This window comes from Streptomyces sp. NPDC014891 (assembly GCF_043081085.1).
Classification (GTDB): Bacteria; Actinomycetota; Actinomycetes; order Streptomycetales; family Streptomycetaceae; genus Streptomyces.
This window is the reverse complement of the sequence record NZ_JBIBWF010000012.1, coordinates 227,727-240,737: the sequence shown is the minus strand read 5'-3', so window position 1 is coordinate 240,737 and position 13,011 is coordinate 227,727. Positions and strand designations below refer to the sequence as shown.

11 protein-coding genes are annotated in these 13,011 nt (G+C 75.8%); 4 read left to right on the top strand and 7 right to left on the bottom strand.

The features are described 5' to 3' along the window. Nucleotides 1-24: 24 nt before the first annotated feature. Nucleotides 25-1,701, bottom strand: coding sequence for a WD40 repeat domain-containing protein (locus ACF09E_RS30555; protein ID WP_392208799.1), 1,677 nt, complete (start codon nt 1,699-1,701; stop codon nt 25-27). Between the two features lie 154 nt (nt 1,702-1,855). Further along, a complete protein-coding gene (locus ACF09E_RS30550) occupies nt 1,856-2,731 on the bottom strand; it encodes a GntR family transcriptional regulator (RefSeq protein WP_392208797.1) in 876 nt (291 codons plus the stop codon). 188 nt (nt 2,732-2,919) lie between these two features. Between ACF09E_RS30550 and ACF09E_RS30545 the strand changes: the two genes are divergently transcribed. Then, nucleotides 2,920-3,786 carry a (2Fe-2S)-binding protein gene (locus ACF09E_RS30545; RefSeq protein ID WP_392208795.1) on the top strand — a complete coding sequence of 289 codons (867 nt, stop codon included), beginning with the start codon at nt 2,920-2,922 and terminating at the stop codon, nt 3,784-3,786. A 204-nt stretch (nt 3,787-3,990) separates the two neighbouring features. Further along, nucleotides 3,991-5,115, top strand: coding sequence for a DUF2637 domain-containing protein (locus tag ACF09E_RS30540; RefSeq protein ID WP_388802874.1), 1,125 nt, complete (start codon nt 3,991-3,993; stop codon nt 5,113-5,115). A gap of 39 nt (nt 5,116-5,154) precedes the next feature. Here ACF09E_RS30540 and ACF09E_RS30535 read toward each other — a convergent pair whose 3' ends face one another. The 4 genes from ACF09E_RS30535 to ACF09E_RS30520 all read right to left on the bottom strand — a co-directional run bounded on the left by ACF09E_RS30535 (nt 5,155) and on the right by ACF09E_RS30520 (nt 9,676). After that, on the bottom strand, nt 5,155-5,559 hold the full coding sequence (locus tag ACF09E_RS30535; protein ID WP_392208793.1) for an ATP-binding protein: 405 nt from the start codon (nt 5,557-5,559) through the stop codon (nt 5,155-5,157). 69 nt (nt 5,560-5,628) lie between these two features. Beyond that, complete coding sequence (locus ACF09E_RS30530; RefSeq protein ID WP_392208791.1) at nt 5,629-7,371, bottom strand: pyruvate dehydrogenase; 1,743 nt, start codon at nt 7,369-7,371, stop codon at nt 5,629-5,631. A 97-nt stretch (nt 7,372-7,468) separates the two neighbouring features. Continuing rightward, a complete protein-coding gene (locus tag ACF09E_RS30525; RefSeq protein ID WP_392208789.1) occupies nt 7,469-8,986 on the bottom strand; it encodes a protein phosphatase 2C domain-containing protein in 1,518 nt (505 codons plus the stop codon). 123 nt (nt 8,987-9,109) lie between these two features. Continuing rightward, complete coding sequence (locus ACF09E_RS30520) at nt 9,110-9,676, bottom strand: hypothetical protein (RefSeq protein ID WP_392208787.1); 567 nt, start codon at nt 9,674-9,676, stop codon at nt 9,110-9,112. A 233-nt stretch (nt 9,677-9,909) separates the two neighbouring features. Here ACF09E_RS30520 and ACF09E_RS30515 point away from each other — a divergent pair, with 233 nt between their 5' ends. Together ACF09E_RS30515 and ACF09E_RS30510 are read left to right on the top strand one after the other, a co-directional pair. Further along, on the top strand, nt 9,910-10,893 hold the full coding sequence (locus ACF09E_RS30515; protein WP_392208785.1) for a helix-turn-helix domain-containing protein: 984 nt from the start codon (nt 9,910-9,912) through the stop codon (nt 10,891-10,893). Nucleotides 10,894-11,046: 153 nt separating this feature from the next. Then, nucleotides 11,047-11,529 carry a DUF456 domain-containing protein gene (locus ACF09E_RS30510; RefSeq protein WP_392208783.1) on the top strand — a complete coding sequence of 161 codons (483 nt, stop codon included), beginning with the start codon at nt 11,047-11,049 and terminating at the stop codon, nt 11,527-11,529. Between the two features lie 74 nt (nt 11,530-11,603). On the opposite strand, the gene ACF09E_RS30505 is transcribed toward ACF09E_RS30510, so the two are convergent. Beyond that, on the bottom strand, nt 11,604-12,995 hold the full coding sequence (locus ACF09E_RS30505; protein WP_392208781.1) for a bifunctional transcriptional activator/DNA repair enzyme AdaA: 1,392 nt from the start codon (nt 12,993-12,995) through the stop codon (nt 11,604-11,606). Between the last annotated feature and the right edge of the window lie 16 nt (nt 12,996-13,011).

Genomic DNA, 13,011 nt, shown 5'->3' with positions numbered 1-13,011 from the left:
CCCTGAGGGCCCGGTGACGGGCCCTCAGGGACGGAAGCGGCGCGGCGCCAGGCACACCAGGCTCTCGTCGGTTCCGACGAGCAGCGAGCCGGCGCCGGTGACGGCGACCGCGCGGACCGGGGGGCCCGGGCGGAACGAGAGCGTCGGGCCGCCCTCCGGGCGGTGCAGCTGGACGAGGCCGTCGCCCCAGGCGACGGCGACCAGCGGGCCGTGCGGGGTCTCCGTCGCGTGCAGGGCGACCACCGGCGAGGACCGTTCGGCGAGCGGCTCGGGGCGCGGGTCGCGGCCTGGGGTCCAGAGCCGGACGGTCCCGTCGACGCCTCCGGAGCAGACGAACGGCGCCTCGGAGTCCACCGCCGCGACCGCCGCGACCCGGCCGCTGTGCGAGGCGGCCTGGTGCAGACCCCGCAGGCCGAACGCGTGGACGGAGCCGAGCCGGTCCCCCACCACCACGGAACCGGCGATCGCCGCGAGGGCCGTGCCCGGGTGCCGGGCCAGGGTCGCCGAGACGGCCTCGGTCAGCCGCTCCAGGTACGGGGCCCGCGGCGCCGTCCCCCGTACGGTGTGCAGCCTGCCGCGGTCGTCCAGGAGCAGCACCGTGCCGTCCGGCGCGGGGGCGAGCGCGGTGACCCGGCCGGGCACGGTGTGGGCGAGGCGGCCCGCCGGGCTCGCGTCGGCCTCGTGGAGCAGCCGGACGGCGCCGGTGCGGTCGCCCACCAGGAGCGTCCCCTCCAGCGGTCCGCCCGCCGCGCCGAGGACGGTCACGGGTCCCGGCCAGGGCGGGGTGAGGTCGCCGCGGTGCCGGGCCCAGCGGAGCCGCCAGGGCGAGTCCTGCGCGAGCTCCGCGAGCGCGGGGCGCAGTCGGGGGTCGGCGCCGTCGCCGAGGGCCGAAAGCAGCACCAACGCCCGTTCCGCCGGGGCCTGTTCGCGACAGAGGGACTGACCGGCCCGCATCCAGGCGGCCCGCAGCCCGCCGTGGTCCTCGGCGGCGCTCTCGCCGGGCCGGGCGGGTTCCTCGGGGCCGTCGAGGGTGCCGGGGAGTCCGGCGGCGGCCGCTCCGGTGACGTACGCGGTGGTGACGAGCAGCGGGTCGGCCGTGCAGACGGCCACCGGGTCGGAGAGGTCGGGCAGCGGGCGGTTCCGCTCGGGGGCGCCGGTGCCGGGGGCCTCGGTGTCGCCGTCGAGGTCCACGACGGCGACCCGCCGGTCGGTGCGCAGGGCCGCGGGGGCCGGGGTGCCGCTGCGGGCCTCGACCACGAGACGCACCCGGCCGACGCCGGCGAGCTCGGCGATGAGGTCGGTGAGCGCGGCGGGTTCGGCGGCGGCGTGCAGATCGGTGAGGAGGAGGACGGCGCGCCCGGCGGGCCGGGCCTCACTGGTGGCGAGGGCGTGGACGAGGTCGCCGGGCGACCGCGCCACCACGCCGAGGCGGTCGGCGATCGTCCAGGTCGCGCCGAGGGCGCTCTGCCCGGCCAGCGGGACGAGGACGCGGGCCGTGCGGCGGCGCGGGCGGCCGGCCCGCGGGCCGTGCTTGGCGAACCAGCCGAGCAGAGCCGTCTTGCCGCTGCCGGGTGCGCCGGTGACCAGGCAGAGCCGCGGCGCCTCGGGATCGGTGAGCCAGCCGAGCAGGGCGGTGGCCTCGGTCTCCGTACCGGTGACGGGTCGGCCTCCGTCCGCAGGGGACGGGGTCGCGGACGGCATGGGGCACCTCACGGGCGACGCGGTACGGGCGGCTGTCGCCCTCGACCTTAGTGGGCGCGGGCCCCCCGGGACCGCCCGTCGCGAGGACGGCCTTCGAGGAGCTTTCGCGGGGCTCCGCCCGGCCGGGCCGGGCGTCCCGGCGGGCGGTGGGGCGTCAGGGGTTCAGGCCGGTGAAGTGCTCCCGGACGAGGGACTCCACGACCGTCAGGTCCTGGGCGATCAGGGCGTCGAGCAGGGCGGTGTGCTCGGCCGCGTCGGCCACCAGCACGCCGTGGCGGACCACCGGCGCGCTGATCAGCGGCCACTGGGAGCGGCGGTGGAGGTCGTCGGCCACGGTGAGGAGCTGCTCGTTGCCCGCGAGGGAGAGCACGGCCCGGTGGAAGGCCCGGTCGGCCTCGGCGTAATGGGCGCGGTCGCCCCGGGCCGCGGCGGTCGAGGTGGCCTCGGCGACCGGGCGGAGCTCGGCCCAGCGGGCGGCGGGGACCGTGCGGGCGAGCCGCAGCATGACGGGGACCTCGATGAGCGCGCGGACCTCGGCGAGTTCGGCGAGTTCGCGGGGGGTCCGCTCGGTGACGCGGAAGCCGCGGTTGGGCACGACCTCGACGGCGCCCTCGACGGCCAGGCGCTGCATGGCCTCGCGGACCGGGGTGGCCGAGACGCCGAACCGTTCGCCGAGGGCGGGGGCGGAGTACACCTCGCCGGGGACGAGCTCGCCGCCGACGAGGGCGGTGCGGAGCGCGTCGAGGATCTGCCCGCGGACGGAGTGCCGGACGACGCGGGGGCCGGCGGCGGGGGCGGGGAGGGAGAGGGGGTCCTGCGCGGGGGCGGGGGGCGTGCCCGCGGCGCCCGGGCCGCCGTGGGTGTGCTCGCCCCGGGCGCCGTCGGAGCACCGGTGGGCGCCCCCGGCGGCCCGCCCGGCTCCCCGGGTCTGCCCGGGCACCCGGGCGGGCCCCTCGGGATCCCTGGCGGGGTCGCCGTGGGGCGGGGACGGATCCTCCGTCGCCCGCTCGCGCGCTGCGCCCTGCTCCACCCGGGTCCTCCTGCGACCTCTCGCCGGGCCCGGCTCGCGTCGCGCGGGTCCCCCTGTGCACCATAGGCGAACGGAACCGCATCGGGGGTGTGAGGACTGCCTCGCCGGTGAGGGCCCGGTGGTGAGAGGCGACCCCGGATCGGGTAAGGTAAGGCTAACCTTTCACCGCTCGCGATTCGGTGGTCCGTATGACCGTCCCCGCCCTGTTGCCCGCCGCCCCGGCCTCGCCCGTCGCGGCCTCCTACGCCCGGCTCGCCGAGGTCTTCCCCCATCTCCGGATAGAGGAACACGCCCACGGCGAGCCGCTGCCGCGCGGCGCGGGCTGGGTCGGCGCGGAGGACCTCGAGGCCGGCGGCCCCGACCTCGACGCCTTCCTCGCCTGGGACAACGCGCAGGTCCTGCGCGACTACGGCACCCAGGCCCGCCCCGACGTCGTCGCGAGCTTCGGGCTGCACCGGTACGCCTGGCCCGCCTGCCTGCTCGTCACCGTCCCCTGGTTCCTGGACCGCAGGGTGCCCCGGCTGCCCGCACGGAACGTGTCGTTCCAGCGGGCGCTCGGCCGGCTGGCCGTCCGGGTGGAGGAGTTCGCCTGCCTGCCCGACGACCCCGCCGCGTCCCTGCCGGGCGCCCGGGTGGTCGCCGACGAGGACGCCCTGCGGGCCGAGGTCCGGTCCTCGCTCGCCGAGCACTTCGAGGCGATCCTCGACGGCTTCGGCTCCCGGATGCGGCGCGGCCGCCGCGCCCTGTGGGGGATGGCCACGGACGAGATCGTCGAGGGCCTCTGGTACGTCGGCACCCTGTTCGACGAGGAGCGGCGGGCGATGGCGGAGCTCGACCTCCTCATGCCGGGCACCGCCAAGCCGTACAAGCCCTACGCGGGCGCGGCGGGCTTCCGCGAGCTGCCCGGCACCGCGGGTCCGGACGGCGCTCCGCGCGCCACGCGCGACCGGGCGACCTGCTGCTTCTTCTACACCCTGCGGCCCGAGGACACCTGTCTGACCTGTCCCCGTACCTGCGACGCCGAGCGGGTCCGGCGGCTCGCGGCGACGGCCTGAGCCTCCCGGGTGGTCACACCACCCGGAGGGGTGGCGTGAATCGAACCCAAAGCCCCTCCCTTGTATGGGCGTTCGACCAGATCGCACCTATTCGTAGGTCGTGGCGCCCCGATGGCGTGCTCTTGCCCGGAAACCCCTTGAGCGCCCCGCGGGGTCGGCCAGTATGGGCCGCCAAACGCCCTACTGCGATGCAAGGGACACCGCATGAGACTGACCGACATATCGCTGGACTGGCTGCTTCCGGGCGGCGTCATGGTGGCCGGAGTCCTGACGGCGGTGGCGGTGCTCGCGCGCGGGAAGCGCGCCGGTGACCAGGCCGCGGCCGAGGACTCCTGGGAACGCAGCGAGGAGCGCCGCAGACGCAAGGAGGCGGTGTACGGCACCGCTTCCTACGTGCTCCTCTTCTGCTGTGCCGCGGTCGCCGCGGCGCTCTCCTTCCACGGCCTGGTCGGCTTCGGCCGGCAGAACCTCAACCTCACCGGGGGCTGGGAGTACCTCGTCCCCTTCGGCCTCGACGGCGCCGCGATGTTCTGCTCGGTGCTCGCGGTCCGCGAGGCCAGCCACGGCGACGCGGCCCTCGGGTCGCGCCTGCTCGTCTGGCTGTTCGCGGGCGCGGCGGCCTGGTTCAACTGGGTGCACGCTCCGCGCGGCCTGGGCCACGACGGGGCACCGCAGTTCTTCGCGGGGATGTCGCTCTCGGCCGCGGTCCTGTTCGACCGGGCGCTCAAGCAGACCCGCAGGGCCGCGCTGCGCGAGCAGGGCCTGGTGCCCCGCCCGCTGCCCCAGATCCGGATCGTGCGGTGGATGCGGGCGCCCCGGGAGACGTTCGCCGCCTGGTCGCTGATGCTGCTGGAGGGCGTACGGACTCTGGACGAGGCCGTGGACGAGGTGCGCGAGGACCGGCGCGAGAAGGAGCAGAACCGGATCCGCCGGCGCGACCAGGTCAAGCTCGACCGGGCCCGGCTGAAGGCGATCAACCGCCAGCACCGCGCCTTCGGGCTCGGCAGGGGCGGCGGCCGCCAGGTGGAGATGGCGGCGCTCAACGCCACCTCGGGCGCCGGTACGGGCCCGGGTCCGGGCTCCGGCACCGGCTCGGGCACGGGTTCCGCGACGGCCTCCGTGCAGGCCGCCGTCGCGGAACCGGCCATAGCGGATCCGGGACAACTGCCGCTTCGACCCCGGCCCTCCCTCCGCCCCGTCCGCGGTCGTGACACCGCGACCGGGGAGTCCCGGACGGTGGATCTCACCGCGGAGGACGACACCCAGGCGCTGCCCCGTCTCGACTCCCTGGAGCGCAAGCTCAAGGACCTGGAGCAGCAGTTCGGCTGAGCGACCGCTCCGTCCACCGCGAACGGCGGGGCCGCCCCCTCAGGCGGCCCCGCCGTTCAGTTCGAACCAGACCACCTTGCCCACCTCGTGGTCGTCGACCCCCCAGGAGTCGGCCAGGGCGTCCACCAGGATGAGGCCCCTGCCGTGCGTACCGTCGTCGGCGGGCGGTACGTGCGGCTGCTCCAGGCCGGGGACGAAGTCGCGGACCTCGACCCGCAGCTGCTCGGGCACGACCGTCGCCGTGACCACGGCCCCGTGCCCGGTGTGGACCAGGGCGTTGGTCACCAGCTCGCTGGTGAGCAGTTCCGCCACGTCCGAGGCGCCGGGCCCGCCCCACTGCCCCAGCAGTTCGCGTAACGCGTGCCGCACCTCCGGCACCGCGGTGAGATCCGCGCATCCCAGCTTTCTGAGCAGTTGAGTCGGCTGTCGTGCCTCCCCGGCCATATCCCCCACCCACAGATCGCGTCGAACAGGCTCACGGGATGCATGCCCCGCCACATCCCCCGCATGCCCTCAGGGCCGGGGCACGTTGCGCAGGTTGGAGCGGGCCATCTGGAGCATCCGGCCCACCCCGCCCTCCAGGACGATCTTTCCGGCGGAGAGGGCGAAGCCGGTCACCATGTCGGCGCTGATCTTCGGCGGGATGGACAGCGCGTTGGGGTCGGTGACCACGTCCACGAGGGCCGGGCCCTTGTGCCGGAAGGCCTCCTTCAGGGCGCTCGCCAGATGCTTGGGCTTCTCGACCCGCACGCCGTGGGCTCCGGCGGCGCGGGCGATGGCCGCGAAGTCCGGGTTCTTGTTCGTCGTTCCGTACGAGGGCAGTCCGGAGACCATCATCTCCAGCTCCACCATGCCGAGCGAGGAGTTGTTGAAGACGATCACCTTGACCGGCAGGTCGTACTGCACGAGCGTGAGGAAGTCGCCCATCAGCATGGAGAACCCGCCGTCGCCGGAGAGCGAGACGACCTGGCGGTTCCGGTCGGTGAACTGCGCGCCGATGGCCTGCGGCAGCGCGTTCGCCATCGAGCCGTGGCTGAACGAACCGATGATCCTGCGCTGCCCGTTGGGGCTGAGGTAGCGAGCCGCCCAGACGTTGCACATGCCGGTGTCGACCGTGAACACGGCGTCCTGGTCGGCGAGTTCGTCGATCACGGAGGCCACGTACTCGGGATGGACGGGGACGTGCTTCTCGACCTTGCGGGTGTAGGCGCGGACGACGCCTTCGAGGGCGTCCGCGTGCTTCTTCAGCATCTTGTCGAGGAAGCGCCGGTCGGCCTTGGGTCGGACACGGGGGGCCACGCAGCGCAGGGTCTCGCGGACGTCGCCCCAGACGGCCAGGTCGAGGCGGGAGCGGCGCCCGAGGTGCTCGGGCCGGACGTCCACCTGCACGATCTTCACGTCGTCGGGCAGGAAGGCGTTGTACGGGAAGTCGGTGCCGAGCAGGATCAGCAGGTCGCACTCGTGGGTGGCCTCGTACGCGGCGCCGTACCCGAGCAGCCCGCTCATGCCGACGTCGTACGGGTTGTCGTACTGGATCCATTCCTTGCCGCGCAGGGCGTGCCCGACCGGCGACTTGATCCGCTCGGCGAACTGCATGACCTCGGCGTGCGCCCCGGCGGTCCCGCTGCCGCAGAAGAGCGTCACCCGGTCCGCCTCGTCGATCATCCGGACCAGGGCGTCGACCTCGGCGTCCCCCGGGCGGACGGTCGGCCGGGAGGTGACCAGCGCGGTCTGCGCCGCCTTCGCCGGGGCGGGCCGGGCGGCGACGTCACCGGGCAGCGCGACCACGCCGACGCCCCCGCGGCCGACGGCGTGCTGGATCGCGGTGTGCAGCAGCCGGGGCATCTGCTCCGGGCTGGAGATGAGTTCGCTGTAGTGGCTGCACTCGCTGAACAGCCGGTCCGGGTGCGTCTCCTGGAAGTAGCCCAGGCCGATCTCGCTCGACGGGATCTGCGAGGCGAGCGCGAGCACCGGCGCCATCGAACGGTGCGCGTCGTACAGGCCGTTGATCAGGTGCAGGTTCCCGGGGCCGCACGAGCCGGCGCAGGCGGCGAGGTCTCCGGTGATCTGGGCCTCGGCGCCGGCGGCGAAGGCGGCGACCTCCTCGTGCCGCACCTGGATCCAGTCGAGCGAGGGGGTGCGGCGGATCGCGTCGACGACCGGGTTCAGGCTGTCGCCGACGACGCCGTACATGCGCCGGACGCCCGCGCGGACGAGGATGTCGACGAACTGCTCCGCCACGTTCTGTTTGGCCATGCCTCCATCAACCCACGACCCGGCGGGTCGCGCCCGGTGGACTAGGCCGTCTCCTCCGGCTCCTGCCGGTCGGGCCCGTGTAGTCCGGTGAGGGGGCCTACGCCTCCCAGACACCCACCCCCGTGCGGTCGTCGGCGTAGCCGGTCACCCTCAGCTGGGTGTCGGCGAGGAACGCGGCCAGTCCGGGCGCCTGGGCGTCGGCCCAGCGGGTGGCGAGCTCGCGGGCGAGAGCGGGCTCCCCGCGCATCGGTTCGGCGAGGCCGGGGGAGGCGAGGAGCAGGGTGTCGCCGGGGCGGGCGACGGAGGCGCGGAAGCGGAACGGCTCGGCGGGCGGCGGCACGGGCTCCTCGACGAGCGGCCCGGGCGCGGTGGTGATGCCGAGGTCCATGGTGAGCCGGTCTCCCTCCTCGGTCTCGGAGGCGGTGTCCGGCGGGGGCGGCGAGCCGAAGCCCAGGACGGGGGCGCCGGTGACGGCGGCCGGTTCGGGCAGGAGCGGTTCGATGTCCTGCCAGGAGCCGTCGCGGAGCCGGAAGAGACCGCCGCCGCCGATGCCGAAGAAGACACGGGTGCGGCAGTCGGGGTCGGCCGGGACGAGCAGGCACCGGAGGGTCGCGGTGTACTCGTCGGGGGCGAGGCCCCGTTCGGCTGCGCGGGCCCGGAGCCGGCCGTAGGTGCGGTCGGTGAGTCGGTGCAGTCCCGACTTGAGGTCCCCGCGGCGGCCGGATCTGATGTCCTCGGAGAGCCGGGCGTGGCTGCGGCAGACGGCCTCGGCGATCCACCGGCAGGCGTCGGCGGCGGCGAGGTGGGCGTCCTCGGCGGCGCGCGAGCCGGCGGCGACGGCGACGAGCACGAGCGCGGTCTCGTCGTGGCCGAAGCGCGCGGTGAGCAGGGCGTCGCGGCGGGGCTCGCCCCGGTAGCGGGCGGAGTCGCCGCGGACGGAGGCGGCTCGCAGGGTGCAGGTGCCGTAGCGGGCTCCGTCGAGCACGGTGTCGGCGACCAGTTCGCCGAGCTCGCCGGGCCGGGCGACGGGCAGGGCGGTGGGCTCGGCCTCGTAGGTGGGCGGCCGGCTCCCGACGTATCCGGTACGGGGCCGGGGCACGGATGCGTGGGGGGCGGCGGCCGGGTCGTCCTCGCCGTCGGCGGGGTCCGGCACGAGCTCGGTCTCCTCCGGCGCGTCCGGCGCCGGGACGGCGGGGGCTTCGGCGGGCGGCGGGGGCGGGGGCGGGGGCGCGGGGAAGGTCTGCGGTCCTTCCTGCCGCGCCTCCCAGGGCGCCCGTCCGGGCACCGGGGGTGCGGCGGGTGCGGGCGGCGGGGGCGGCCCGGGGGCCCGCGCCGGGACGGGTGGCGCGTCGGCGACGGGGGGTGCGGGCGGGGGCGCCGGGACGGGGACGGCCGTCGTGGCCCGTGGGTCGGGTGCCCGGGGAGGCACGAGGGGCCCCGGGTCCGGTGGCGGCGGCCCGGTGTCCGGGGGCGCCGTGTCCGGCGGGCCCGTGGTGACCCGGGTCGCCGTGGTGAAGCGGTCGTCGAGGGTGTCACCCGACGGCGTCGGGGCCGTGTCCGGCGCCGACTCGTCGTAGAGCTCGTCCCACCAGTCGTCGTCCCCCTGCTGAGTCATGCCCTTATTGTCCACCGCACGGGGCGCCCGAAAACGGGACATCGGGAAAACCGTCGCCGGAAAGGGGTGGTCCGCCGGGCGGCCCCACCCCCCACGGGAAGGACGCCCGGCGGACCGGCGTGATCAGCGCACGTCGTAGGCGCGGACCACGGTCTGGGTGACGGAGTCGCCGTGGGCGTCCGTCAGTTCGGGCCTCAGGGTGACCTGCCTGCCGGTCGCGCCCGCGTGGTTCACGGTCGCGGCGCAGTGGCCGCCCTGCTGAGAGACCTGCGCTTCGGTCCAGGTCGTGCCCCCGTCGTAGCAGTACGAGAGCGTGGCCGAGGTGAGCGCCGCGGGGGTGTGGCCCGCGTGACCCGTCGCGGTGAGGCCGATGTGCCGGCCGTCGGTCGCGGCGAGGGTCTTGAGTCCGCCCTCCGGAAGGTCGTACCGGGGGAAGAGAATCGGGATGCCTTGAGAATAGACGCTCGCGTCGAGCTTGGAGGTGGATTCGCACACCGACGTGACGGAAGTGGAACGCGCCCAGACCCGGCTTCCGGTCTTCATGACGTTCTGTTCGAGGCTGTACCTCCCCTCCTCGGCGGGCACCGGGAAGGCTCCGAACGGCCATCCGGACTCGCCGAGGTCGGCGCGACCGCGGTGACGGACCGCGTCGTTCGCCGCCCCCGGGGCCGTACGCGAAATCGGGCGCATCGCTCTCCCCCTCTGATTCCGGGGAAAGGGCACAAGGGACCTGTCTCCGGGAGCTGTCGGTGCTGCGGTGGCGCCACATTGGCAGAGGTGAGGGCGGTACAGGGATGATGGGAGAGGCGGGAATACGCCGTGGCCGTTTTCCGCCAGGTCACCAACGGAACGAATGCCTCCGGTGGACGTCCCGGGAAGACGCCGGGCGCGTCGCCGGAGGTGGGGCGAGGGGTGGGGCATCCATGCTGGGAGCGATAGGACTCGACGAGCGCCAGGAGTCCGCGTACCGGGCGCTGGTGGCGCTGGGCGCGGCCGAGGTGACCGATCTCGCGCACCGGCTCGCCCTGCCCGAGCTCGACACCGAGCGGGCCCTGCGCCGCCTGGAGTCCCAGGGGCTCGCGGCGCAGTCCTCCGCCAGGACCGGCCGGTGGGTGGCCGCGCCGCCCGGGGTGGCCCTGGGTGCCCTCCTCACCCAGCAGCGCCACGAGCTGGAGCAGGCGGAGCTGGCGGCGGCGCTGCTGGCCGAGGAGTACCGGGCGGACGCCGCGGAGGCCGCGGTGCACGACCTGGTGGAGGTGGTGACCGGCGCGAGCGCGGTCACCCACCGCTTCCTCCAGCTCCAGCTGGGCGCGCAGGAGGAGGTCTGCGCCCTCGTCACGGGCAAGCCGATCGCGGTCTCGGGCATGGAGAACGACGCGGAGGAGCAGGCCGCCGGGCGGGGGGTGCGCTACCGGGTGGTGCTGGAGCGCGAGGTGCTCACCCTGCCGACCGGATTGCTCGAACTCTCGGCGGCGCTCGGCCGCGAGGAGCAGGTGCGGGTCGCGGACCGGGTCCCCACCAAGCTGGTGGTCGCGGACCGCTCGCTGGCCATGGTGCCGCTGACGGGGCGGGGGGCGGAGCCGGCCGCGATCGTGGTGCACGCGAGCGGGCTGCTGGAGTCCCTGATGGGCCTGTTCGAGTCGGTGTGGCGGGACGCGCTGCCGCTGAGACTCGGGGCGGGCGCGCAGATCACCGAGGAGGAGGCGCCCGGTCCGGACGTGATGGACCTGGAGATCCTCTCGCTGCTGCTCGCCGGGATGACGGACGCGAGCGTGGCGAAGCAGCTGGATCTGGGGCTCAGGACGGTGCAGCGGCGGGTGAAGGGCCTGATGGAGCTGACGGGGGTGACGACGCGGCTGCAGCTGGGCTGGCACGCGTACGAGAAGGGCTGGGTGGCCCGCGGCTGAGCGGGCGGGACGCGGCGGTCCGGCCGGGGGCCGGGGGCGGCTGCCGGGCGGCGGGCACGCCGCGGGCCGCGGGCGGGACGGCGGGACGCCCCCGCCGTACCCGGATGCCCGCCGCGACCTGCGCGGACGCCGGTTCTGGGGGACCCTGGGCGCGTGGGTGTGTGGCAGCTCCTGATGGTCGCGACGGTCATGCTGCTCGGCCTGTTCGGGGTGCTGGCCCCCGGCGTGCCGGGGACGTGGCTGGTCTGGGCCGCGATGCTCTGGTGGTCGCTGCACGAGCGGACCGACCTCGCGTGGATCCTGCTCGCCGCCGCGACCGGCCTGCTGCTGCTCACCCAGGTGGTCGTCTGGCAGCTGCCGCCCCGGCGCTTCCGCGGGGTGGGCATCACGCGGCGGATGGTGGTGTGCGCGGGCGCGGGCGCGCTCCTGGGCTTCGTCCTGGTGCCGGTGGTCGGCGCGATCCCCGGCTTCGTGGGCGGGATCTACCTCTCCGAACGCCTCCGCCTGGGCGGCCACGGCCAGGCCCGGGCGGCGACCAGGACGGTGATGCGGGCGGCGGGCACGAGCGTGCTCGTGGAGCTGTTCTCCTGCCTGCTGATCGTGGGGGCCTGGGCCGGGGCGGTGCTCTGGGGCTGAGCCCGGGCCGGGGGCCGTCCGGGCGGCTCCGGGTCCGGGTCCCGGGCCGGGAGCGGGCCCCGTGGCTCCGGGGCTCAGCGCGAAGGCCGGTGGGGGCCGTCCTCGCGGCGGCCGGGAGCCGCCGGGTGCGGAGTCCCGAGGTAGCGGGCGGCGTACGAGCGCCACGGCCGCCACTCCTCCGCGGCGGGCACCCCCGCCGGGAGCACGTCCGGGTCGCCGAGGGCCCGCATCCGGATCAGTGCGGCGGCCCCGGCCGTCACGCCGGGGACCTCTCCGAGGGCGGCCTGGGCCTCGTCCCGGTCGGCGCCGGGGTCGAGGCGTACGGTGCCGTCGGCGAGGGCCCGGGCCAGCGGGCCCGCGACGGGGTGGCCGGTCAGCGCCCGGGGCTCCGGGAAGAGGTGGGTGAGGCCGCCGCAGCCGGTGGCCAGCGGGGTGCCGTGGGCCGCGACGACCCGGTCGGACTCGGCCGCGCCGAGCAGCGTCCGCAGGGCGAACTCCTCCGGATCGGCCGTCCCCGGGGACCGGACGCCGGGCCGGGCGGCCACCTCGGCGGCGAGTCCGGGCGCCGCGCCGAGGCGCTCGGCGACGGCGTACGGGTCGGCGTCCAGGTCGAAGAGGCGGCGCAGCCGGTGCACGGCGGTGGTCAGGTCGCGCAGCTCGGTGAGGTGGATCCGGGCCTCCAGCCAGCGCCCGGCGGAGCGCTCGTCGACGGAGACGATCCCGGTGCCGTACGGGAGGCGGAGGGTCCGCCGGTAGGTGCGGGCGCCGGCGGCGCCGACGACCTCCTCCACCCGGGGCAGGGCCTCGGCCGCGAGCAGGTCGAAGACCTCGCCCGCGGCGTACGGGCCGCGGTGGGCGAGCCGCAGCGGCACCCCGGCGGCGAGCGCGGTGCGGGCTCCGGTTCCGCTGCCCGCCTCGGCGCGCAGTGCGCTGGGGGTGCGGGCGTACACGGTGCGGATCGTCTCGTTGAACTGGCGGACGCTGGCGAAGCCGGCCGCGAAGGCGATCTCGGTCACCGGCAGCCCGGTGGTCTGGAGGAGCAGTCGCGCGGTGTGGGCGCGCTGGGCGCGGGCGAGCGCGACGGGCCCGGCGCCGAGCTCGGCGTTGAGCTGGCGCTGCACCTGGCGGGTGCTGTAGCCGAGGCGTCCGGCGAGGCCGGGGACGCCCTCGCGGTCGACGACGCCGTCGCCGATCATGCGCATGGCGCGCCCCACGACGTCGGCGCGCACGTCCCAGGCCGCGGAGCCGGGCACCGCGTCGGGGCGGCAGCGGCGGCAGGCCCGGAAGCCGTGGCCCTGGGCCGCCGCCGCGGTGGGGAAGAAGGCGACGTTCTGCCGTTTGGGGGTGACGGCGGGGCAGCTGGGACGGCAGTAGATGCCGGTGGTGCGGACGGCGAAGAAGAACTCTCCGTCGAACCGCGCGTCCCTGCTGCTGACCGCCTCGTAGCGGGTGTCGTCGTCCTTCACGTCTCCAGTGTGCGAC